This is a genomic window from Mycobacteriales bacterium, from assembly GCA_030697205.1.
GTDB lineage: Bacteria > Actinomycetota > Actinomycetes > Mycobacteriales > SCTD01 > JAUYQP01.
Genome location: JAUYQP010000059.1, coordinates 48,490 through 68,584, shown reverse-complemented (window position 1 = coordinate 68,584; position 20,095 = coordinate 48,490). Strand labels below are relative to the sequence as shown.

25 protein-coding genes and 1 tRNA gene are annotated in these 20,095 nt (G+C 72.3%); 10 read left to right on the top strand and 16 right to left on the bottom strand.

The features are described from left to right. Positions 1-62 precede the first annotated feature (62 nt). The 4 genes from Q8R60_19770 to Q8R60_19755 are packed head-to-tail and all read right to left on the bottom strand — an operon-like array spanning position 63 to position 2,914. Positions 63-1,082, bottom strand: coding sequence for a ferredoxin--NADP reductase (locus Q8R60_19770; protein MDP3714710.1), 1,020 nt, complete (start codon positions 1,080-1,082; stop codon positions 63-65). Then, positions 1,072-1,281 carry a hypothetical protein gene (locus Q8R60_19765; protein ID MDP3714709.1) on the bottom strand — a complete coding sequence of 70 codons (210 nt, stop codon included), beginning with the start codon at positions 1,279-1,281 and terminating at the stop codon, positions 1,072-1,074. Before Q8R60_19765 ends, Q8R60_19770 begins: the two co-directional genes overlap by 11 nt. Further along, the gene (locus Q8R60_19760) at positions 1,281-2,447 is read right to left on the bottom strand and encodes a Rieske 2Fe-2S domain-containing protein (protein ID MDP3714708.1); all 1,167 of its coding nucleotides are present in this window, start codon (positions 2,445-2,447) and stop codon (positions 1,281-1,283) included. Before Q8R60_19760 ends, Q8R60_19765 begins: the two co-directional genes overlap by 1 nt. Beyond that, positions 2,444-2,914: a MarR family transcriptional regulator gene (locus tag Q8R60_19755; GenBank protein MDP3714707.1), complete on the bottom strand. Its 471-nt coding sequence runs from the start codon at positions 2,912-2,914 to the stop codon at positions 2,444-2,446. The genes Q8R60_19760 and Q8R60_19755 overlap by 4 nt, the downstream gene beginning before the upstream one ends. Before the next feature lie 75 nt (positions 2,915-2,989). On the opposite strand from Q8R60_19755, the gene Q8R60_19750 reads away from it, so the two are divergent. Beyond that, positions 2,990-3,829: an LLM class F420-dependent oxidoreductase gene (locus Q8R60_19750; protein MDP3714706.1), complete on the top strand. Its 840-nt coding sequence runs from the start codon at positions 2,990-2,992 to the stop codon at positions 3,827-3,829. On the opposite strand, the gene Q8R60_19745 is transcribed toward Q8R60_19750, so the two are convergent. The 4 genes from Q8R60_19745 to Q8R60_19730 all read right to left on the bottom strand — a co-directional run bounded on the left by Q8R60_19745 (position 3,809) and on the right by Q8R60_19730 (position 7,245). Beyond that, the gene (locus Q8R60_19745) at positions 3,809-5,284 is read right to left on the bottom strand and encodes an FAD-binding protein (GenBank protein ID MDP3714705.1); all 1,476 of its coding nucleotides are present in this window, start codon (positions 5,282-5,284) and stop codon (positions 3,809-3,811) included. The two genes, Q8R60_19750 and Q8R60_19745, sit on opposite strands and share 21 nt — an antisense overlap. Positions 5,285-5,369: 85 nt before the next feature. Beyond that, the gene (locus Q8R60_19740; protein MDP3714704.1) at positions 5,370-5,813 is read right to left on the bottom strand and encodes a hypothetical protein; all 444 of its coding nucleotides are present in this window, start codon (positions 5,811-5,813) and stop codon (positions 5,370-5,372) included. Positions 5,814-5,870: 57 nt separating this feature from the next. After that, positions 5,871-6,830 (bottom strand): exo-alpha-sialidase, encoded by a 960-nt coding sequence (locus tag Q8R60_19735; GenBank protein MDP3714703.1) that lies wholly within the window; start codon positions 6,828-6,830, stop codon positions 5,871-5,873. A gap of 34 nt (positions 6,831-6,864) precedes the next feature. Further along, on the bottom strand, positions 6,865-7,245 hold the full coding sequence (locus Q8R60_19730) for a hypothetical protein (GenBank protein ID MDP3714702.1): 381 nt from the start codon (positions 7,243-7,245) through the stop codon (positions 6,865-6,867). Between the two features lie 228 nt (positions 7,246-7,473). On the opposite strand from Q8R60_19730, the gene Q8R60_19725 reads away from it, so the two are divergent. Further along, complete coding sequence (locus Q8R60_19725; GenBank protein ID MDP3714701.1) at positions 7,474-7,686, top strand: hypothetical protein; 213 nt, start codon at positions 7,474-7,476, stop codon at positions 7,684-7,686. Positions 7,687-7,724: 38 nt separating this feature from the next. Continuing rightward, on the top strand, positions 7,725-8,378 hold the full coding sequence (locus Q8R60_19720; protein ID MDP3714700.1) for a methyltransferase domain-containing protein: 654 nt from the start codon (positions 7,725-7,727) through the stop codon (positions 8,376-8,378). A gap of 45 nt (positions 8,379-8,423) precedes the next feature. Here Q8R60_19720 and Q8R60_19715 read toward each other — a convergent pair whose 3' ends face one another. Further along, positions 8,424-8,999, bottom strand: a complete 576-nt coding sequence (locus Q8R60_19715; protein MDP3714699.1) for an NAD(P)H-dependent oxidoreductase — start codon at positions 8,997-8,999, stop codon at positions 8,424-8,426. A 101-nt stretch (positions 9,000-9,100) separates the two neighbouring features. On the opposite strand from Q8R60_19715, the gene Q8R60_19710 reads away from it, so the two are divergent. Then, positions 9,101-9,601 (top strand): MarR family winged helix-turn-helix transcriptional regulator, encoded by a 501-nt coding sequence (locus Q8R60_19710; GenBank protein ID MDP3714698.1) that lies wholly within the window; start codon positions 9,101-9,103, stop codon positions 9,599-9,601. Here the strand turns inward: Q8R60_19710 and Q8R60_19705 are convergent. Together Q8R60_19705 and Q8R60_19700 are read right to left on the bottom strand one after the other, a co-directional pair. Next, on the bottom strand, positions 9,598-10,011 hold the full coding sequence (locus Q8R60_19705; protein ID MDP3714697.1) for an ester cyclase: 414 nt from the start codon (positions 10,009-10,011) through the stop codon (positions 9,598-9,600). The two genes, Q8R60_19710 and Q8R60_19705, sit on opposite strands and share 4 nt — an antisense overlap. A gap of 101 nt (positions 10,012-10,112) precedes the next feature. Next, a tRNA-Lys gene (locus Q8R60_19700) sits at positions 10,113-10,185 on the bottom strand. 126 nt (positions 10,186-10,311) lie between these two features. Here Q8R60_19700 and Q8R60_19695 point away from each other — a divergent pair. Then, a complete protein-coding gene (locus tag Q8R60_19695; GenBank protein MDP3714696.1) occupies positions 10,312-11,064 on the top strand; it encodes a polysaccharide deacetylase family protein in 753 nt (250 codons plus the stop codon). On the opposite strand, the gene Q8R60_19690 is transcribed toward Q8R60_19695, so the two are convergent. After that, positions 11,061-11,903, bottom strand: a complete 843-nt coding sequence (locus Q8R60_19690; GenBank protein MDP3714695.1) for a cupin domain-containing protein — start codon at positions 11,901-11,903, stop codon at positions 11,061-11,063. The genes Q8R60_19695 and Q8R60_19690 overlap by 4 nt on opposite strands. Beyond that, the gene (locus Q8R60_19685; protein MDP3714694.1) at positions 11,900-12,946 is read right to left on the bottom strand and encodes a GNAT family N-acetyltransferase; all 1,047 of its coding nucleotides are present in this window, start codon (positions 12,944-12,946) and stop codon (positions 11,900-11,902) included. Before Q8R60_19685 ends, Q8R60_19690 begins: the two co-directional genes overlap by 4 nt. Positions 12,947-13,064: 118 nt before the next feature. On the opposite strand from Q8R60_19685, the gene Q8R60_19680 reads away from it, so the two are divergent. After that, positions 13,065-13,289, top strand: coding sequence for a hypothetical protein (locus Q8R60_19680; GenBank protein ID MDP3714693.1), 225 nt, complete (start codon positions 13,065-13,067; stop codon positions 13,287-13,289). A gap of 7 nt (positions 13,290-13,296) precedes the next feature. On the opposite strand, the gene Q8R60_19675 is transcribed toward Q8R60_19680, so the two are convergent. From Q8R60_19675 to Q8R60_19665, 3 genes are read right to left on the bottom strand one after another with little or no spacing between them, the layout of a single operon-like run. Continuing rightward, positions 13,297-13,629: a hypothetical protein gene (locus Q8R60_19675; GenBank protein ID MDP3714692.1), complete on the bottom strand. Its 333-nt coding sequence runs from the start codon at positions 13,627-13,629 to the stop codon at positions 13,297-13,299. Between the two features lie 14 nt (positions 13,630-13,643). After that, positions 13,644-15,614, bottom strand: coding sequence for a biotin carboxylase N-terminal domain-containing protein (locus Q8R60_19670; protein ID MDP3714691.1), 1,971 nt, complete (start codon positions 15,612-15,614; stop codon positions 13,644-13,646). After that, positions 15,614-17,233 carry a carboxyl transferase domain-containing protein gene (locus Q8R60_19665; GenBank protein ID MDP3714690.1) on the bottom strand — a complete coding sequence of 540 codons (1,620 nt, stop codon included), beginning with the start codon at positions 17,231-17,233 and terminating at the stop codon, positions 15,614-15,616. The genes Q8R60_19670 and Q8R60_19665 overlap by 1 nt, the downstream gene beginning before the upstream one ends. Before the next feature lie 24 nt (positions 17,234-17,257). Between Q8R60_19665 and Q8R60_19660 the strand changes: the two genes are divergently transcribed. Genes Q8R60_19660 through Q8R60_19645 form a run of 4 tightly spaced genes read left to right on the top strand, consistent with a single transcriptional unit; the run spans position 17,258 to position 19,911 of the window. Next, entirely contained in the window at positions 17,258-18,400 is a 1,143-nt protein-coding gene (locus Q8R60_19660) for an acyl-CoA dehydrogenase family protein (GenBank protein MDP3714689.1), read from the top strand. Beyond that, on the top strand, positions 18,393-18,905 hold the full coding sequence (locus Q8R60_19655; GenBank protein MDP3714688.1) for a PaaI family thioesterase: 513 nt from the start codon (positions 18,393-18,395) through the stop codon (positions 18,903-18,905). Before Q8R60_19660 ends, Q8R60_19655 begins: the two co-directional genes overlap by 8 nt. A gap of 47 nt (positions 18,906-18,952) precedes the next feature. Continuing rightward, a complete protein-coding gene (locus tag Q8R60_19650; protein ID MDP3714687.1) occupies positions 18,953-19,312 on the top strand; it encodes a DUF4440 domain-containing protein in 360 nt (119 codons plus the stop codon). Beyond that, the gene (locus Q8R60_19645) at positions 19,309-19,911 is read left to right on the top strand and encodes a GNAT family N-acetyltransferase (GenBank protein ID MDP3714686.1); all 603 of its coding nucleotides are present in this window, start codon (positions 19,309-19,311) and stop codon (positions 19,909-19,911) included. The genes Q8R60_19650 and Q8R60_19645 overlap by 4 nt, the downstream gene beginning before the upstream one ends. Positions 19,912-20,095: the final 184 nt, after the last annotated feature.

Genomic DNA, 20,095 nt, shown 5'->3' with positions numbered 1-20,095 from the left:
CGGCATGTCACAGGTCGGCCAGCAGGGCCAAACGGGTGACAGAGCGGACGAACCGGACAGGGTCAGCCGTCGTAGCTGACCTTCACGGTGTCGCTCACAGGGCGGGACTGGCAGGCGAGGCGCCAGCCCTCGTCGAGGTCCTGCTGCTCGAGCACGGAGTTGCTGTCCATCGCGACCTCGCCGTCGAGCAGCTTGAGCCCGCAGGCGGAGCAGGCGCCCTCGCGGCAGGAGTAGGGGGCGTCGAGGCCCTCGTCGAGCAGGAAGTCCAGCAGCTTCTGGCTGACCGGCCAGGCGAGCTCGTGGGTCGTGCCGTCGAGCTCGACGACGAGGTCGACGGTGGCCTCGCCGGCGGTGCGCGCGGCCGGTGCCTCCTCCGTCCACGGGTCGCCGAGCAGGCTGGTGAAGCGCTCCACGTGGATGCGGTCCCGGCTGACGCCGAGCTCCCGGAGCGCCTCGGCGGCGCAGTCCATGAAGGGCGCGGGCCCGCAGACGAAGGCCTCGGCGTGGGCCCAGGGGCGCACGATCTCCTGCAGCGGGGCCTTGCTCGGCAGGCCCTGCACGGTCTCGAGCCAGTGCAGGACGACGAGCCGGTCGGGGTGCGCGGCGACGAGCCCGCGCAGCTCGCGGTGGAAGATGACCGAGGCCTCGTCGCGGTTGGCGTAGACGAGCAGCATCCGGCCCGACCCGTGGGCGAGCGAGCTCTTCACGATGCTCATCACGGGGGTGATGCCCGAGCCGCCGGCGAGCAGCAGCAGGTCGGTGTCGAGGCTCTTCGGCGTGAAGGTGCCGCTGGGGGCGAGGACGTCGAGCTCGTGCCCGGCGAGCACCTCGTCGCAGACCCAGTTGCTGCCGCGCCCGTCCCGCACCCGCTTGACGGTGACCTGCAGGTGCTCGTCGACGTCGGGCGCGCTCGACAGGGAGTAGCAGCGGGCCACGACGCCGTCGGCGTGGGGGAGCCGCAGGGTGAGGAACTGGCCCGGGCGGTAGGTCAGCCCGGCGGGGCGCTCGAAGACGATGGAGTGCGCGTCGCCCGTCTCGTGGACGACCTCGAGGACCTTCAGCCGCAGCTTCTCAGAGCTCATCCGTGGTCACCTCCAGCCGCCCGTCGAGCACGGCGTCTCGGATCGAGTCGGACAGGTGCGGGCAGGTGTCGCCGACCGCGAGCCGGGCCCGCTCGGGGCAGACCGCGCTGTCGACCTCCCACTGGATCGAGGTCTGCGCGGCGCTGACCTTCGAGACCAGCACGGTCGTGCCGCAGCGGGCGCAGTCGACGGGCTGCATCAGGCAGGCGACGGCTCGACGGCCTGAGCGGCGGCCTGCGCAGCGGCGGCCTTCTCGACGAGCTCCTTCTGCCAGAAGTCGACCGCCTTGGTGGTGTCGATCTCGAACTCGAAGCGCTGCGTCATCTCCGGCGTGACGTCGGCGATGTCGACGTAGAACTGCTCGTACCACCGGCGCAGCTGGTAGACGGGCCCGTCCTCCTCGCACAGCAGAGGGTTGTCGATGCGGGTCTTGCTCTTCCAGATCTTGACGTCCTCGAGGAAGCCCTCACCGATCATCGCGAGCATCTTGCCGGCGATCATCTCGTTGGTGGCGTCGTCGAACTCCGGCTTCTTCTTCATGACCATGCCGTAGTTGAGGACGAAGCTGCTCGACGTCACGGGGTAGTGGCAGGTGATGAGCACGGTCTCGAAGACCATGTCGCCATACTTCGTCCAGAGCTTGTCGACGAGGTAGCTCGGCCCCCAGTAGGTGGCGTCGCTGACGGTCTGCTGGTCCTCGTAGACCCCGATGTCGATCGGCAGGCCCTGGGCCGCGATCTCGTGGGTCGTGCCGGAGTAGTACTGCGTGCAGACGTGACCCTCGAAGACGTTCTTGAAGTAGGTCGGCAGGCCCTTGTGGATGTAGTAGAAGTGGGCCATGTCGACCATGTTGTCGATGATCTCGCGGCAGTGGGAGTCGACGGTCGTGGAGTCCCAGACCCAGGAGGTCCACTCGCCGTCGGCGTAGCCGGGGATGGCGGGGATGACGACGTCCTCAGGGGGCGGGTTGCCTTCCGGGTCGTGCCAGACGAAGAGCTGGTCGTCGACGACCGACGTGGTCCAGGCTCGGGTGCGGGCGCGCGGAGGCACCCGCCGGGCGTAGGGGATCTCCTGGCACTTGCCGTCACCGCCCCACCGCCAGGAGTGGAACGGGCAGGCGACGACGTCGCCCTCGACGGTGCCCTGCGACAGGTCACCGCCCATGTGGCGGCAGTAGGCGTCGAGGACCTTGAACTCGCCGCCGCCCGTCTGCCAGACGACGAGCTTGGTGCCGAAGGCCTCGATGCCGTGCGGCGTGCCGTCGGCGAGGTCGCGGGTGAGGCCCAGCAGGTGCCAGCCGCGGGCGAAGCGCTCCGGTGGGGTGCCCGCCTCGATGGTCCGGACGGCCGTGTCGGGGCTGGTCATGCGCTCCTCCTGGCGGTGCCGGGGCGTCCCTCGGCGGTGGTGTGGAACCGGGTGACGAGCTCCGCGACGACGTCGACCATCTCGCGCCGGCGGTCGTCGTCGACGTCGGCGAGGGACTGCGCGAGGCGCTCGACGTGGTAGCGGTGGACCTTGGCCAGGGCGCGCTTGCCGGCAGCCGTCGCGACGTAGTGGGACAGCCGGCCGTCGCTCGGGCTGGCGTGGCGCACCACCAGGCCGTCGGCCTCGAGGGTCTGCAGGACCCGGCTCGCGGTGGGCTGGCTGACGTCGGCACTGGCGGCCAGGTCGGTGGCGGAGATGCGCGGGGAGTCGGCCACCAGGCTGAGGAACCGCAGCCCCGTCTGGGTCACCGCCACCCCCGTGACCCGGACGGTGTCAGCGTGCACGCGCGCCGAGCCCGACAACCGGTAGAGGTCGTTGAGCAGTCGCACCAGGTCGTCGAGAGCCACGGGTCAGCCTGACACGGATGCATTCGCTACGCAAGTAGTTGTAGGGTGCGCACCTCGACCGACAGGGGGTGGCCCGTGCGCCACGGCGTCGTGCTCTTCACGTCCGACCGCGGGATCCGCCCTGCCGACGCGGCGGTCGCCGCGGAGCGCCTCGGCTTCGACACCTTCTACGTGCCCGAGCACACCCACATCCCCGTCCGGCGCGAGGCGGTGCACCCCGGCACCGGGACGGCCGAGCTCCCCGACGACCGCTACGCCCGCACCCTCGACCCGTGGGTGTCGCTCGCGACCGCGGCGGCCGTGACGACGCGCATCCGCCTCGCGACGGCGGTCGCGCTGCCGGTCGAGTCCGACCCGATCACCCTCGCGAAGACGATCGCCTCGCTCGACCACCTCAGCGACGGCAGGGTCACCCTGGGGGTCGGCTTCGGCTGGAACACCGACGAGCTCGCCGACCACGGCGTCCCCGCAGGCCTGCGACGGACCGTCCTCGCGGAGACCCTCGCTGCGATGCGGGCGCTGTGGGAGCAGGACGAGGCGTCGTACGACGGGGAGCACGTGCGCTTCGGTCCCAGCTGGGCGTGGCCAAAGCCGGTGCAGCCCCGGGTCCCCGTGCTCGTCGGCGCGGGCGGCACGGAGAAGACCTTCGCCTGGGTCTGCGCCCACGCCGACGGCTGGATCACCACGCCGCGGGAGACCGATCCGACCGAGCAGGTCGCCCTGCTCCGCCGGATGTGGGCCGATGCCGGCCGCGACGGCGAGCCGGCGGTCGTGGCGCTGGGTGGCAAGCCCGACCCGGCGCGGCTCGCGCACCTGGCCGAGATCGGCGTGACCGAGTGCGCCTTCGGGATGCCCGACAAAGAACCGGCCGAGGTCGTCGCCCACCTCGAGCGGCTACTCGACCGCCTGACCTGACCGGGCAGCCGCGTGCCGGCCGGCCCGGCGCCCGAAGTAGGAGCCCTCGCCGAGCTGGGTCCCGCTGCTGTAGCCCTTGCCGTCCTGCGCGATGTTGGCCGCGCACGCACCGGCCGCGTAGAGCCCGTCGACGACGCTGCCGTCGGGTCGCTGCACCGCGCCGTCCACCGTGCACCGCAGGCCGCCGAGGGTGAAGCCGGCGTACATCGCCGTGCCGAGGGTCAGGTCGAACGCCCCCCACGGCCCCACGTCCTGGGGCTCGAGCCAGTCAGGGTGCTTGTGGAAGGCCGGGTCCTCCTTGCGCGCGGCATGCTCGTTGTACGACGAGAGCGTGGCGGTGAGGCGCCCTACCGGGATGCCGAGGGCCTGCTCCATCTCCGCCACCGTCTCCCACCCGTCGATGAAGGGCGCGAGCGGGAAGACCGGGTGCTCGACGTGCTCGCTGTCGACGACGAGGAAGGCGGCGTGACCGGGCTGGTCCATGACGAAGCCCGACGTGCGGGAGTGGTAGCTGTCCTCCGCGACGAAGCGGTCGCCCTCGCGGTTGACGATGATCCCGGTGAGCAGCCGCGACGGCGGGTAGACCGGCGCGGTGATGAAGGCCTGGTCCATGTGGAGGGCCTCGGCGCCGACGCTCAGGCCGAGCCGGATGCCGAGCCCGTCGTCGTAGGTGCTGCCCAGCACGAAGGGCTTCTCGCCCAGCTGCGGCACGTGCTCCGCGACCATGGCGGGGTTCATGACGAAGCCACCTGCAGCGAGTACGACGCTGCGCGCCCGTACCGCACCGGTCTTCTCGAAGGACCGCCACCGGACGCCGGCCACTCGGTCGCCGTCGACGACGAGCTGCGTCGCGCCGGTCTCGTAGCGGACCTCGACCCCGAGCTCTGCGGCCCGCTCGACGAGCAGCCCGGTGACGAGCGACGCACCCTGGGTGTCGCCGGGCACCGGCACCTTGTGGCCGCGAGGTGCCGGGCGGGCCAGCTCGCGGAAGGGCCACACCTTCTCGTTGCCGGTCCACATCAGACCCTCGGTGCCGGGCTGGATGACCGCCTTCTCCGGGTAGTAGCTGCGCTCGAAGGCGAAGCCGAGCGCCTCGAGCCAGTCGAAGTGCTCGACGCTGTCGTCGCAGTAGGCCCGGATCTTGTCCGGCTCGGGGTGGGGCGTGACCGCCATGAGGTAGGCGAACATCTCGTCGGCGCTGTCGTCGTGCCCGGTGGCCTGCTGCACCGCCGTGCCGCCACCGAGGTAGAAGTGGCCGCCGGCCATGGCGCTCGTACCGCCCGCGACCGCGGCCCGTTCGAGCACCAGCACCCGGGCACCTGCCCGGGCCGCCTCGACGGCCGCGCACCCGCCCGCGATCCCGAAGCCGACGACGACCACGTCGTAGTCGCCGTCGAAACCGGTCTTCGTGGCGGCCACGGTTGTGGGCAGCTCGGTCGTGTGGCCGGACGTCATGCGTGCAGGGTGCCGCGAGGGCCAAGGGCCTGTCACGAACCTCCCGGACAACGGGACGAGTCGCTCCTGCCGCGCCAAGCAGGGACTAGCGAGGAGTGGCCTTCGCGACGAGGGTCAGCTCGTCGACGGGCACGCCGAGGAAGACGTCGATGGCGACGGAGACGCGCCGACAGTGGCTGCCCTTGACGGAGATGAACTCCGGGTTGTCGGTGCCCAACTCGTTGACCCCGTTGACGACGAGGTCGTAGTCGCTGATGGGGTTGGTCCAGGACAGCTCGAACTCGAGCGTGCTGGTCGAGGAGTTCGGCCGGCCACCGAGGTCGACGTAGAAGTCGCCCACGGGCTCCTCGAAGCCGCCGAGGACACCGATCGGGGTCGTCGGGGTCTGCGTGAGCGGGGTGCCCGGCTTCACCACGAAGGCACCGGCAGGGGCCTTGCACGGGGCGTGCTTCGGGACCGGCTTGGCGGCGAGGGCGGGAGCAGCGCAGAGTAGGGACACGGCGGCGGCGGCGGCGAGGAGTCGTCTCATGGCCATGGTGTTCGACAGCGGAGGGGTGGCTCCTGCTGGTTGGCTCGATGCTTTGCGTCACGCCCTGCTGTCGCGGTAGCGGGTGGTGAAGGTGGCGCCCCCGTCGGTGCTGGCCAGTATGCCGCGCTCGGCGACGGCGACGTAGACCGTCGTGGTCCCGTCGCGGGGGTCGACCGCGAGCGCCTCCGGGCTGCCGCCCGCGCTGCCCGCCGCCGTCCAGGTCCGGGCGGCGTCGGTGGAGCGGTGCACCGTCCCGTCAATGTCGATGCCGTAGAGGCCGGCGCTGTCGTCCCAGGCCAGCACCACGAGCGCCGGTGCGCCGGCGACGGGCGCGAAGGTGCGGCCGCCGTCCTCGCTGCGCAGCAGGCCCTGCCGGCTCGTGGCGACCACCCGGTCGCGTGCGGCGGGGTCCACGGCCAGGTCGCGCAGGGGGAGCTGGGCGCGCCGGTCCCAGCTGCGCAGGTCGCTCGAGACCATGAACGTGCCGGAGGTGGAGTCGTAGCCGTAGACCTGGCCGTGTGCGGCGACGAGCGAGTGGAAGTCGGCGGTGCCGTGCAGGCTCAGCCGCTCCCAGGTCTGGCCCGCATCGGTGGACCGGATGAGGCCGAGCAGCGGCGGTCGTACGTCGTCCTCCCGGGGGTCGGGGTGGCCGGAGCCGATGAAGGTCCCCGGGCCCGCGACGGAGAAGCCCATGGTGTCCTGCGCGCGGTTGGCCACCCGGGTGGCGCGACCCGAGGCCGGGATGCGGAACAGGCCCGAGTGGGTGGCCGCGTAGAGGACGCCGTCCGCAGGGTCGACGCCGAGACCGTGGACGTGGACGACGCCCGTCTCGACGTCGACGGGCGGCAGCGGCGTGGTTGGCCGGGTGGTGCCACCGGGGACGGCAGGGGCGGCGACGGGAGGGGGCGAGGCCGTCGTGGTGCCGGCTGCGCTCCCGGGCGTCTCACCACACGCACTGAGCAGGGGCAGCAGCAGGGCCAGACCCGCGACCGTGGTGCGCCGTGAGGGGGTGGTCACGTTGACGATCCTAAGGAGCCGCCGCCGGGTGCGCTCAGGTGTGGTTGTAGAGCTCGAGCTGCCAGCGCCACTCGCTGCGGTCCTCGGCGTGCCACCAGCTGATGAGGATCCCGGACTCCCCGCCGGGCAGCACGACCACCCGCCCGAGGTCGCTGTCGTCGGGCCAGCGGTCGACGAGCTCGACGGTGTCGCCGCGGCGGACCAGCGCGCACATCGGCCCGCTCGCCGACCGCTCCAGCCCGTCGCCGCGGGCGTTCACCCGACCGTCCTCGTCGCGAACCGTCACGTCGAGGACCGGGGGCGCGGCGTGCACCAGCACCCGGTCACCCGCAGCGGTCGCGTCCACCCGGGTCCGGGCGAACGGCAACCCGGTGGCCCCGGCCTGCGGGAACCACAGGTCCCAGGTCTCGGTCATCTCGGCTCCTCCTGGTGCGTGATCGACTCGGGTGGTCTTCCCGGGCAGAGCCGCTCCGAACGTCGCAGGCGCGGGATCTCGGGACCTTCGGCCCTGACGCGTCCGCGTCGTGACGCCTACCGTCGGGGTGAGCCCGAGGGCGTCCGGTCCCCCTCCCGCCGGTAGGTGCGACCGCCCGCGGGAGGACCGCGGGCGCAGAGCACGACGATGCCGACCCTGGAGGTCGCTGTGAAGCACACCCGCCCCGCCCTCATCGCCCTCGCGATGGCCGCTCCTCTGGTCGCGATCCTCGCGGCCACCGCGCCGGCCGTCGCCGCGCCGCCCGACCCGTCCTTCGGTGGGCACGTCGCGACCTGCGCCCAGGTGATGGGCTTCGACGGTCAGCACAACCCGAGCCACCACCACGGCCCGTCCGGCTGGGACGCCGCGATGACGTGCTGACCGCGACAGGCCGCACCGCTCCGGGACGCTCGGCGCACGTGCTGACCGTCTACGAGCGGGCGGCGGCGCGCTACGACCTCGTCTGGCGGCGGCTTTGGCTGAGGGTCGCGGGTGGCGTCGCGGAGCAGGCGATGCTCGACGCGGTGGTCGAGGTCGCGTCGTCGCTTCACAGCCCCCGCGTCCTCGACGCCGGTGCCGGCACCGGGGCGCTGTCCCGCCGTCTGGCGGCCGCTCTGCCGGGCCTGCACCCTGTGCTGGTCGACCTCTCGCCGGCCATGCTCGCGGCAGCCGCTGACCTCGGCGACCCCCGAGCAGTTGCCTCCGTCGACAGGCTCCCCTTCGCCGACGAGGCGTTCGACGTCGTGGTGTCGGCCTGGGTCATCGAGACCGTCGACGACCCGGTAGCGGCGGTCTCCGAGATGCTGCGGGTCCTACGCCCCGGCGGGCTGCTCGCGTACTCCTTCTGCTCCCGGCCGGTCCGCCGCCGCGACCGCTGGCGGACGGCACCGACCCGGGCAGTGGTCCACGCGCTGTTCGCGGGTCACTTCCTCCGGGAGGAGCAGACGCCGTTCCACGACTGCGCGGTGTCCAGGCGCCGTTCCTTCAGCGGCGGTGCCGCGACGGTGGTCCAGCTCGGACGGTGCTGCAGCGTCGGCCCAGCCGATCTGCCGTGCGCGCTGCCCGGGTCCTGACCCGTCCCGACGACCGGGTCGGTGCGTCCTCCCCGTGCGGGGGCGTCAGGCCGCGGCGTCGTCGGCCGAGCGCAAGGGGGCGAGGGCCTCGGTCCAGGACACGACCTGGTCGAGCAGGGCGGCAAGGACGGGTGCGTGGTGGTCGCCCGGGCGGAATGTCGAGTAGCTCTCGAAGTCGGTCGCCAGCGACAGCGTGACCTGCGCGCGCACGTCGGCCATCTTGAGCTCGCCGGCGATCGCCCGCAGGTGTTCGGCGGCGCGGGTTCCGCCTGCGGAGCCGTAGGAGACGAACCCGACGGCCTTGTCGTTCCACTCGGTGTAGAGGTAGTCGAGGGCGTTCTTGAGCACCGCGGGGATCGAGTGGTTGTACTCCGGCGTGACGATGACGAAGCCGTCGAAGGAGGCGACCGTCTCGGACCAGCGCCTGGTGTGGTCGTGCTGGTAGCGGCCCATGGCCGGCGGGAACGGCTCGTCGAGCAGCGGTAGCGCGACCTCGGCGAGGTCCACGAGCTCGAAGGATGCGTCGGTGCGCGTCTTGGCCTGGTCAACAACCCAGCGGGCGACCTGCTCGCCGTTGCGGCCGGGCCGGGTGCTGCCAAGGATGATGCCGATGCGGGTCATGGTCGACTCCTGTCGAGAAGCGGGGGTACTTCGTAAGTGAAGCAAGTCTGCAGGCAGATGCTTCCTTCGTCAAGCAAGTGCTTTCGGAGTACGCTGGCTGCATGGCCAGAGCAGGCAAGGCCGTTTCGCCGCGTCCCCTGACGGGTGAGGAGGAGGCCTTCCTGCGTGCCTTCGCCCGGGCGCTGATGGTGGTGCCACGTGCGCTCGACGCCGACCTCCTGTGCGAGCAGCGGCTTCCCCAGAGCGAGTACTTCGTGCTCATGCACCTGTCCGAGGCACCGGACCGGAGGTTGCGGATGAGCGAGCTGGCGGCGGCTGCGGCGCTGTCGCTGAGCGGCATGACCCGCATCGTCAGCAAGCTCGAGTCCGAGGGGCTCGTCCGGCGCGAGCGCTGCATCGCCGACAGTCGCGGGTGGCACGCCGTGCTCACCGACGCCGGGCTGGTCCGGCTGCGGGAGGCCTGGCCCACCCACCTGGCGAGCGTCCGCAGGCACGTCTTCGGGCCGCTCGAGGGCGTCGACCTCGCCGACCTCACCGCTGCTCTACAGCGGATGGGGGACCCGCCCAGCGGGGGAGGATCGCCCGGCTGCACCCCTGATTAGGAAGGGCCGACCTTCGCGCCGAGCTGCTCGAACAGCTCCCAGTGGTCGGTCTCGTGCCAGTGCTGGCAGACCTTCCCGTCCTCGTCGAACTCGAAGACGTCCAGGCCGCTGCTGCGCACGGGGCGCCCGGTGGCCGGCAGGAAGCTGAAGTCACCCCGGTGCGTCCCGGTGTAGACCACCCGCGTGACGACGGCCTCGGGCGTGCACCAGACCCGCACGACCTCTGCCGTGAAGTCCGGGAACCTCTCTCGCCAGCTCAGCAGGTGCACCCCGAAAGCCGCCGGGGTCAGCTCCTCGTCGTTCTCCCGGAAGCTCGCCGCGTAGAACTGGTCCAGCACCTCGACGCGGCCGCGTGACCACGCCTCGGACCAGTACTGCAGGACCCGCTGCTGTCGCTCGTCGTCGCCCACGGCAGCAGTGTGCGCCGACCTCGTGGCGCGCGTGAAGGGCCGACCCCCTGAGACGACTCTGCGGCCCTGCTCCGGAGAGCAAAGCCGCAGGTCAACACGGGTGCGCCGCCAGGGACTCGAACCCCGAACCCGCGGATTAAGAGTCCGCTGCTCTGCCAGTTGAGCTAGCGGCGCGTGGTGGTGCAGCGCGAAACGATAGCAAAGCGCCGACCCGGCGCGCCGCCGGGTTGCAGGAACCTCCGCCACCTGCCGATGCACCGTGGGAGAGTCGTCCGACTTCGGGGGAAAAGGAGCACGCCGGTGCGCACGGCGCCAGTGCTGATGTACCACGCGTGCGGCTCCCGCACGAACGACGAGGACCCGCACGGGCTCTTCGTGCCCGAGGCCGCGCTGCGCTGGCAGATGGAGCACGTGCGCTCCGTCGGGCTCGCGCCGCTGACGCTCGACGACTGGCTCGAGGGCCGCCGCGGCGTGCTGCTCACCGTCGACGACGCCTGGGGCAGCACGACCACCATCGCGCGGGTCTTCGCCGACTACGACGCGCCCTGGGTCCTCTACGTCCCCCCGGCACTCGTCGGGGGTCGCAGCGACGACTTCCTCCCCGACACCCTGCCGCCGGAGCCGATGCTCACCGCCGGCCAGCTCACCGAGCTGTCGTCGTACGGCATGGAGCTCGGCGTCCACGGCTGGGACCACGCGGACATGCACGGGATGGGCCAGGACGAGCTGCGGCTGCACACCGCGCAGGCGCGTGACGAGCTCGAGCGGTTGACGGGCGTGCGCGCGCGGACCTTCGCCTACCCGCGCGGGGTCCATGACCGCGAGGCCCGCTCGGCAGTCGAGCGCGCCGGCTTCGACCTCGCCTTCGCTGTGGGTGAGGACGACGGGCGCTTCGCGATGCCGCGCATCGATGTCAACGCCACCGAGGTCCAGCGCAGCTTCGCCCTGAAGCTCAAGCCCTACTGGCCCATCGTCAAGAGAGTGCTGGAGGCCACCCCACGAGTACGTCGGGCCGGTCACCGCCTCGTGGGGTCGGCCCGCTCGCTCGGCTAGCGCCCGATCTTGCGAAGCACGCGCACGGCGAACGCCTTGGTGCTGTCGCGGGCGACTGACTGACCCGGTCGCGCGCCGACCCGGCCGCGTGCCCGCAGCCGGGCGTTGAGCCCGTGGACGCGGGCGGCCCGGACGGTCTCGCGCGTGCCCCACGTGACCGACAGCGAGATCGACGCGGCGAGCCCGTTGCGCACCACGTGCGGGGCGTGGACGGGGACGTAGACGCCGTCGCCGGGTGCGAGGTCGAACTCGACGAGGTCCACTGCGGCGTCCGCGAGGTTGCGGTGCTCGCCGCTGTGCAGCCGCTCGGCCTGGACGGCCAGCGCCTCGTCGTCAGCGAAGCGGCCGACGACCATCGTCTTGGTGCCGCGGACCTGCAGCAGCACGTTGTGCTCCGGGTCGATGTGGGTGGGGGTGACCGACCCGGGCGCGGACAGGAAGACGAAGCCCTCCCGCACGACCGAGCGGCCCTCCGACGCGGTGACGGCGGGCTCGACCTCGTCGAGGCAGGCGTCGAGCAGCCCGGCGTAGTCCGGGTCCTGCTCGATGTTCTTGAGCACCATCCAGCAGCCGTTGGTCTCGATGGTCTCGACGATCTCGCGGGGCGTGAGGGCTGCCTGCGGGGCCACGCCGCCCGGCAGGACCAGCGGCACGGCTCCGAGGTTGTGCTCGACGGAGGAGGCGGGCAGGAAGGCGGCGAGCTCGGCCAGGCGCGGCAGGTCGAGCAGGCCGGTCGCGTCGAGGTGGTGACGCGCGCGTGCCGGCGCGCGGTCGGGGGCGCCGGGCCGGCGAGGCGGCACGTCGGTGAACGTGCCCGGATCGATCTCGATCAGGCTCATGGGACCTCCATCGGCCGGCCCGTCAGCCGACTCCAGCCCGCGGCGAGCGCGGGTGTCGCACGCGCCACGGCGCGGCCGGGGGCGGTGAGCCCGACGAGCAGTGTCACGACCGGCAGCCGGTCGGGGAAGAGCCGCTCCGCGAGCGGGTTGCCCGGCGCGGCGCACGAGTCGAGCACGTCGACCGACAGGTCGTCGTGGAACCGCTCGAGCACGTCGAGCTCGAGCAGCAGGCCGGGCGAGTGCCGGCGCAGCTGCTCGTCGTAGGCGGTCTTCACGCACGACGACGTGCCGCCGCCGACGAGCTGCAGCTGGGCCGCGACCACGCGCTCGCCGGCTCGCAGCTCCGCCACGTGAGCCGCACCCGACCCCACCAGCCGGCGAGCGAGCTCGGCCGCCCCGGGGACCGTCCGCAGCGCGGACGCCTCCTTCCAGCCGGCGGCCTTGAGGCGGAGCAGGGGCTCCACGTCGTACGACGTGACGGTCGTGACGGGGGCGCCCAGCTCGCGCTCGAGCACCCGTCGCTGCCGCCGGAAGCCCTTGCGGTGCACGCCGCTGACGAGGCCGTCGAGGTAGGTCGGCTCGGGTCGCCGGCGCGCGACGGGTCGCTCGTGGGCGCCGAGGGGGACCGCCTGCAGCCCGGTCGCGGTCAGGGCGGCCAGCAGGCCCGCGAAGACCGGGCCGTGGGCGGCCAGGCGCGGCAGGTGCAGCCAGGGCGCGGGACGGTGCTCGCGCAGCCAGGCCAGCGCGGTCGTCCACGCCTGCTGCTCGCGGCCGGCGCGGACAACGGGATCGCCGAGGTAGCAGTAGTCGTGGGTCCAGGTCGACAGGGCGGGCACCCGCACCTTGCGCATCCCCGCAACGCGGTGGACGGGCAGCACGAGATCGGGGCCGTCGACGACGAGCAGGCTGACCTCCCACGCACCGTCGAGGTCGCGGGAGGCGAGCACCGCGTCGGGGCCGTGGAAGGCGTTGCCGCCCAGTGCCCGCCAGCCCGCGACGAGGTCGTCGTCGACCTCGGCGAGCGGGACGAGCCGGGCAACCATCCGCAGATCATCCTGTCTCGCCCTGCGAATGACACGAAAGGGCTACTCGGGTCGCGGCGCGGCGTGCCGATGCACGGTGTACGAATCCATCAGTGGCACCCAGGGACGGGACAAGGCGATGACGACGACCGTGGCAGAGACCACCCACCCGACCTTCACCGCGCACGAGCGCTGCGACCGCTGCGGTGCCCAGGCCTTCGTCCGCGCCGTCCTCGTCTCCGGCGACCTGCTCTTCTGCGCCCACCACGGCCGGGAGTTCGGCAAGGCCCTCGACGGGGTGGCGCTGCTGATCGAGGACGGCACAGCGGCGATCAACCACAAGCCCTCGCCCTCCGCCTACTAGCGGCGGCCTACTGGCGCAGGCCCTCGGCCTTTCGGGCCTGGGCGAGCAGCTGGTCGAACTCCTCCTGGTGCAGCTCGACGAGCTGCTGCGCGGCGGCCCGCTGGGCGCGTCGCTCGCGGACCTCGAAGTCGCCGCTGCCCACCGCACCGAGCAGGGGCGCGCGCGGGCCGGGCTCGGGAGCCGGGGCCCGGGGAGTCGTCTTGCGCACCACCGGCGCGGAGGTCGTCCGGACCTTCGGGGCCGGAGCGGTGAGGCAGGCCACGCAGGTGGCCGCGTCGCCCTCGAAGGCGTCGGCGGCGAGGACCTTCCGGCACCTGTCGCACCGCCGCCAACCGCTCACGACGTCACCGTACGTCAGGCCGGTGCGACCACTGCGAGCAGGGCACCCGCATCGACCTGCTCGCCGGCAGCGACGTGCACCTCGGTGACCGTCCCGGCGGCGCTCGCCCGCACCGCGTGCTCCATCTTCATGGCCTCCAGCACCACCAGCACGTCCCCGGCGGCAACCTCGGCGCCGACGGTCGCGTCGACCCGGACGACGCTGCCGGGCATGGGGGCGACCAGCGCGCCCTCGGCCAGCTGCGAGCCGGGCAGCGGGAAGCGCTCGACCTCCTCGAGCACGGCGCTGCCCAAGGCGGAGTCGACGTACGCCGTGAAGCCCTGTCGCGCGACGGCGTAGCGGCGGCGCACCCCCGCGACCTCGAGGTCGACCTCCTCGGCGGTGGCCGACCACAGGGTGACGCCCTCGAGGCGCCGGCCGTCGACGTCGACCTCGACGCCCCCGCGCGGGAAGGAGTAGGCGACGACGGGGCCGTCGACGAAGGCCGTGGTCTCCGGGGCGCTCGGCAGGCTGCGCCAGCGGGTCGGCAGCCCGGCCTGCGTCGTCGCGGTGGCGCGGCGGTGGGCGACGGCGGCGAGGACCGCGGCAACGGCGTGGAGGGCACGGCCGTCGTCGTCGAGCAGACCGGCCCCGAGGACCGATGGGTCGTGGCGGTCGAAGAAGGCGGTGTCGGTGCGACCGGCCAGGAAGTCCGGCGAGCGCAGGACCCGCACGAGCAGGTCGCGGTTGGTGGTGACGCCGTGCAGACGGGCGCCCTGCAGCGCCGCGGCGAGCCGGCTCGCGGCCTGCGCGCGGGTCGCGCCGTGGGCGACGACCTTCGCGAGCATCGCGTCGTAGTGGGTGCTGACGACCGATGTGCTCTCCACGCCGGCGTCGACGCGGACGCCCGCTGTCGCCGGGATGTCGAAGCGGTGGAGGGTGCCGCTGGCGGGGAGGAACCCGGCGGTGGCGTCCTCGGCGTAGAGGCGGGCCTCGATCGCGTGGCCGGACAGGGTCGCGCTGGTCGCCTCGGGCGGCAGCGGGTGGCCCTCGGCGACGAGCAGCTGCAGGGCGACGAGGTCGAGGCCGGTGACGAGCTCGGTGACCGGGTGCTCGACCTGCAGGCGGGTGTTCATCTCCAGGAAGAACGGCTCGCCGTCGGGGGAGAGCACGAACTCCACCGTGCCGGCGCCGGTGTAGTCGACGGCCTTGGCGGCCGCGACCGCGGCCTCTGACAGCCGCGCGCGCAGGGCCTCGTCGACGGCGGGGGAGGGGGCCTCCTCGACGACCTTCTGGTGGCGGCGCTGGATCGAGCACTCCCGCTCGAAGAGCGCGACGACGGTGCCGTGGGTGTCCGCCATGACCTGCACCTCGACGTGGCGCGGGCTGTCGACGTAGCGCTCGAGGAAGACAGTGGCGTCGCCGAAGGCCGAGGCGGCCTCGCGCTGCGCGCTCGCGACCGCGTCGACGAGGTCGGCCTCGTCGCGCACGACCCGCATGCCGCGGCCGCCGCCGCCGGCGCTGGCCTTGACGAGCACCGGGTAGCCGATGGCGGTCGCTGCCGCCTGCACGTCGGCGGCGGGCAGGTCGGTGACGTCGGCGCCGGGCAGGCACGGCACGCCGGCGTCGGCCATCAGCGCCTTCGCACCGAGCTTGGAGCCCATCAGCCGCACCGCCTCCGGTGGCGGGCCGACCCAGGTGAGGCCCGCGTCGACGACGGCCTGGGCAAAGGCCGCGTCCTCGGACAGGAAGCCGTAGCCGGGGTGGACCGCGTCGGCGCCGGTGGCGAGGGCTGCGGCGATAACGAGGTCGCCGCGCAGGTAGGTCTCCGACGGTGCGGTCCCCGGCAGGCGCACCGACGCGTCGGCCTCGCGGACGTGGGGTGAGTCCGCGTCGGCGTCGCTGAAGACCGCGACCGTCGACAGCCCGAGGTCGCGGCAGGTGCGGAAGACCCGGCGGGCGATCTCGCCGCGGTTGGCGACGAGCACCCGGGTGATGACCGGCATCAGTGCCTCCACACGCCGTAGCCGTCGGTGCCCTGTACGACCTGGTTGTGCACGACCGACAGGCACAGGCCGAGCACGGTGCGGGTGTCGCGCGGGTCGATGATGCCGTCGTCGTAGACCCGCCCGGTGTTGGCGAGCGCCAGCGACTCGGCCTCGATCTGGGCCTCGACCAGCTCCCGCATCGCCGCGTCACCGGCTTCGTCGTACACCTGTCCCTTGGCCTCGGCGGACTGCCGGCCGACGATCGACAGGACCCCGGCGAGCTGCGCCGGGCCCATCACCGCGGACTTCGCGCCGGGCCAGGAGAAGAGGAAGCGCGGGCCGTAGGCGCGACCGCACATGCCGTAGTTGCCGGCGCCGTAGGACGCGCCCATGACGATCGTGAGGTGGGGGACGCGGCTGTTGCTCACCGCGTTGATCATCTTGGCGCCGTCCTTGATGATGCCGCGCTGCTCGTAGTCCTTCCCCACCATGTAGCCGGTGGTGTTCTGCAGGAAGACCAGCGGGGTGTGGGAGCGGTTGGCGAGCTGGATGAACTGCGCGGCCTTCTCCGACTCCTCGTTGAACAGCACGCCGCGGGCGTTGGCGAGCACCCCGACCGGGTAGCCGTGGACCGACGCCCAGCCGGTGACGAGCGACGAGCCGTAGAGCGGCTTCCACTCGTCGAAGCGGCTGCCGTCGACGACGTGGGCAAGGACGTCGCGCGGGTCGAAGGGCACCCGCAGGTCGGCGCTGACGACGTCGAGCAACCCGTCGGCGTCGACCCGTGGTGCGTCGGGGGACAGCGTCGGGCCGGGGCCGAGCTTGCGGTGGCGCAGGTCCCTCACGATGTCGCGGCCGATGCGGATCGCGTCGCGCTCGTCGGTCGCGAGGTGGTCGGCGAGGCCGGAGACGCGGGCGTGCATCTCGGCGCCACCGAGGGACTCGTCGTCGCTCTCCTCGCCGGTCGCCATCTTCACCAGGGGTGGTCCGCCGAGGAAGACCTTGGCGCGGCCCTCGACCATGACGACGTGGTCGCACATGCCGGGGACGTAGGCGCCGCCGGCGGTGGAGTTGCCGAAGACCAGCGCGATCGTCGGGATGCCCGCGGCGGAGAACTGCGTGAGGTTGCGGAAGAGAGCGCCGCCGGGGATGAAGATCTCGGCCTGGGTCGGCAGGTCCGCGCCGCCGGACTCGACGAGGTTGACCAGGGGCAGGCGGTTCTCCCGGGCGACCTCCATCGCGCGGCCGACCTTCTTGCTGGTCACCGGGTTGCTCGCACCGCCGCGCACCGTCGGGTCGTTCGCGACGATCATCACCTCGGTGCCCTCGACGACCCCGATGCCGGTGACGACGCTCGCCCCCAGCGGGAAGGCACTGCCGTACGCCGCGAGCGGTGACAGCTCGAGGAAGGGGCTGTCCTGGTCGACGAGCAGCTCGATCCGCTCGCGGGGGAGCAGCTTGCCGCGACCCCTGTGGCGCTCCACCGAGCGCGGGCCGCCACCGCCGCGGGCCGCCTCGTGGTGCGGCTCGAGGGCGGCCAGCGATGCCAGGGCGGCGGCGCGGTTGGCCACCGCCTCCGGGGAGCGGCGGTCGATCCGGTCGGCTAGGACGGGCACGGGGCCTCCCTCGCGGGTCATGTGAACGACGGCTAACGTAGCGCCATGCAGTCGAACCTCTACGACCCGGAGCACCTCGCCTTCCGCGACACGGTGCGCAGCTTCTGTGACAAGCACATCGCGCCCTTCCACGCGCAGTGGGAGAAGGACGGCATCGTCGACCGCTCGCTGTGGCTCGAGGCCGGCAAGCAGGGGCTGCTCGGCATGGACGTGCCGGAGCGCTTCGGCGGCGGCGGCGTGAAGGACTTCCGCTACAACGTCGTGCTCGCCCACGAGGTCACGCGCGTCGGCGGCAGCGGCGTGGGCTTCACGCTGCACAACGACGTCGTGGCGCCCTACCTCAACGACCTGACGACCGAGGAGCAGAAGGAGCGCTGGCTGCCGCAGTTCTGCAGCGGCGAGCTCATCACCGCGATCGCTATGTCCGAGCCCGGCACCGGCTCGGACCTGCAGGCGATCGCGACGCGCGCTGTCCGTGACGGCTCCGACTGGATCGTGACCGGGTCGAAGACCTTCATCACCAACGGCATCAACTCCGACCTGGTGCTCGTCGTGGCCCAGACCGACCCGGAGGCGGGGGCTCGCGGCTTCTCGATCCTCGCGGTCGAGCGCGGGATGAAGGGCTTCGAGCGCGGTCGCAACCTCGAGAAGGTCGGCATGAAGGCGCAGGACACCGCCGAGCTGTTCTTCGACGAGGTGCGGGTGCCCGCCACCAACCTGGTCGGTGAGGAGGGCCAGGGCTTCATCCACCTCATGGACAAGCTGCCCCAGGAGCGGCTGTCGATCGCGGCCGTCGCGGTGGGCGCGGCGCGCAAGGTCTTCGACCTGACCCTCGACTACTGCAAGGAGCGCAAGGCCTTCGGCAAGCCGATCGGCTCCTTCCAGCACAACCGCTTCGTGCTCGCCGAGATGGCCACCGAGATCGAGATCGCTGAGGTCTACCTCGAGAAGGCGGTCCTCGAGCACAACGAGGGGCGCTTCACCGTCCAGGACGCCGCGATGGCGAAGTGGTGGACGACGGAGCTGCAGAAGCGGGTCGTCGACCAGTGCGTGCAGCTGCACGGCGGCTACGGCTACATGATGGAGTACCCCATCGCCAAGGCCTACATCGACTCGCGCGTCCAGACCATCTACGGCGGGACGACCGAGATCATGAAGGAGATCGTCGGCCGGTCGCTCGGTGTCTGAGGAGAAGGTCCGCGACCACCTCCGGTCGCTCGGCGGGACGACCTTCGAGGGGCAGTTGCCCCCGCACTACCCGACCTGCCTCGGCTGCGGCCCCGACGCGGAGGCCGGCTTCCACCTCGAGGTCCACCGCGACGGCGACGAGGTCGTCACGACCCACGTCTTCACCGGCCGGCAGGGTGGTGCGCCGGGCATCGCCCACGGCGGTGCGGTCGCGACGGTCTGCGACGACCTGCTCGGCTTCTGCCTCTACGTCGCCCTCATCGCCGGCGTGACGCGTCACCTCGAGGTCGAGTACCGCGCGCCCGTCCTGCTCGGCGTGCCTTACGAGGTGCGCGGCAGGGTCGAGGCCGTCGACGGTCGCAAGCACTGGTTCGCCTGCACCGGCACGGCCCCCGACGGGACAGTGGCCTTCACCGCCCGTGCCCTGTTCCTGTCGGTGAAGCTGTCGCACTTCGACCAGGGCACCGACGGCAGCGGCGACGCCGAGCACCCCTCAGCCCCCTAGTCCCCAACCCCTCTCGTCGCCAGCCAAGAAGATCGGACGAGCAGTCGATATCGTCGCCAGATGAGCGACGACCTGCGACTCGTGGTCGAGCGGGAGGCGCTGCTCCTGCGTGCGGGGTCCGCAGCGATCCGTCGCGCGTGCGCGCCCTCCTGCACACCGACTTCCGCGAGTTCGGCGCGTCTGGTCGCATCTGGGACAGGGACTCGGTCTCGGACGCGATCAGCACCGCCCCCGTTGACGTCACGATGAGCGAGCTCGATGCGCGGTCGCTCGGACCCGACATCGCACTCGTCACGTACCGCAGCGACGACGGCCGACGTCAGGCGCTACGCAGCTCTGTCTGGGTGCGACAGGGTGAGGCATGGCTGCTCGTCTTCCACCAGGGAACGCCGGTCGCAGCCAGATGAGGCAGCCCGGTGCGGCACCTGTGGCGGCCCTCGGCGAAGGAGCGCTGTCCCGGCGACCACAACCGCGCCTGCGGGCCGGTGGCACCACCTTGCGGGCATGGAGCCGGTCGGATGCCGCAGTGCTGGTCCGTGCGTACGCCGACCCCGACATCCAGCGCTGGCACGGCCGGTCGTTGTCGCACGACCAGGCGGAGGAGTGGGTGGCGTACGAGGGTTCGCGCTGGGCGACAGACCTCGGTGGCAGCTGGGCGATCACGCGTTCTGACGTTGTCCTCGGACGCGTCGGGCTGAATGACATGAGCCTCGCGGAGGCCTGCGCGGGCGTCACCTACTGGGTGCTCCCGGAGGCACGTGGTCGGGGCGTCGCGGTGGCAGCTCTGCTCGCCGTCGTTGACTGGGCCTTCGACGAGCTCGGTCTGCACCGGCTGGAGCTCAACCACTCGACGGCCAACGTCGCGTCGTGCAGGGTGGCCGTCAGGACCGGTTTCCTCGAGGAGGGCACGAAGCGCTCGCGGGCCCTGCACCTTGACGGGTGGCACGACATGCACGCACACGCCGTGCTCGCAGACGACCCCAGGCAGACTGGTCGCAGCGCCTGACGCTCACCCGCACGTCGTCAGCGTGGGACGCGCCGGGCCAGGAGAGCCGAGAGCACCATGGTGCGGAGGAGCGCCGCCACGCGGTCGGGGGCGACGGCGGGGTCGAGGTATGGCGTGCCGTTGAGCATGGCCAGCCATCTCGGCGAGGGCGAAGCGGCTGTGCTGGAACGAGCCGATCGGCTTG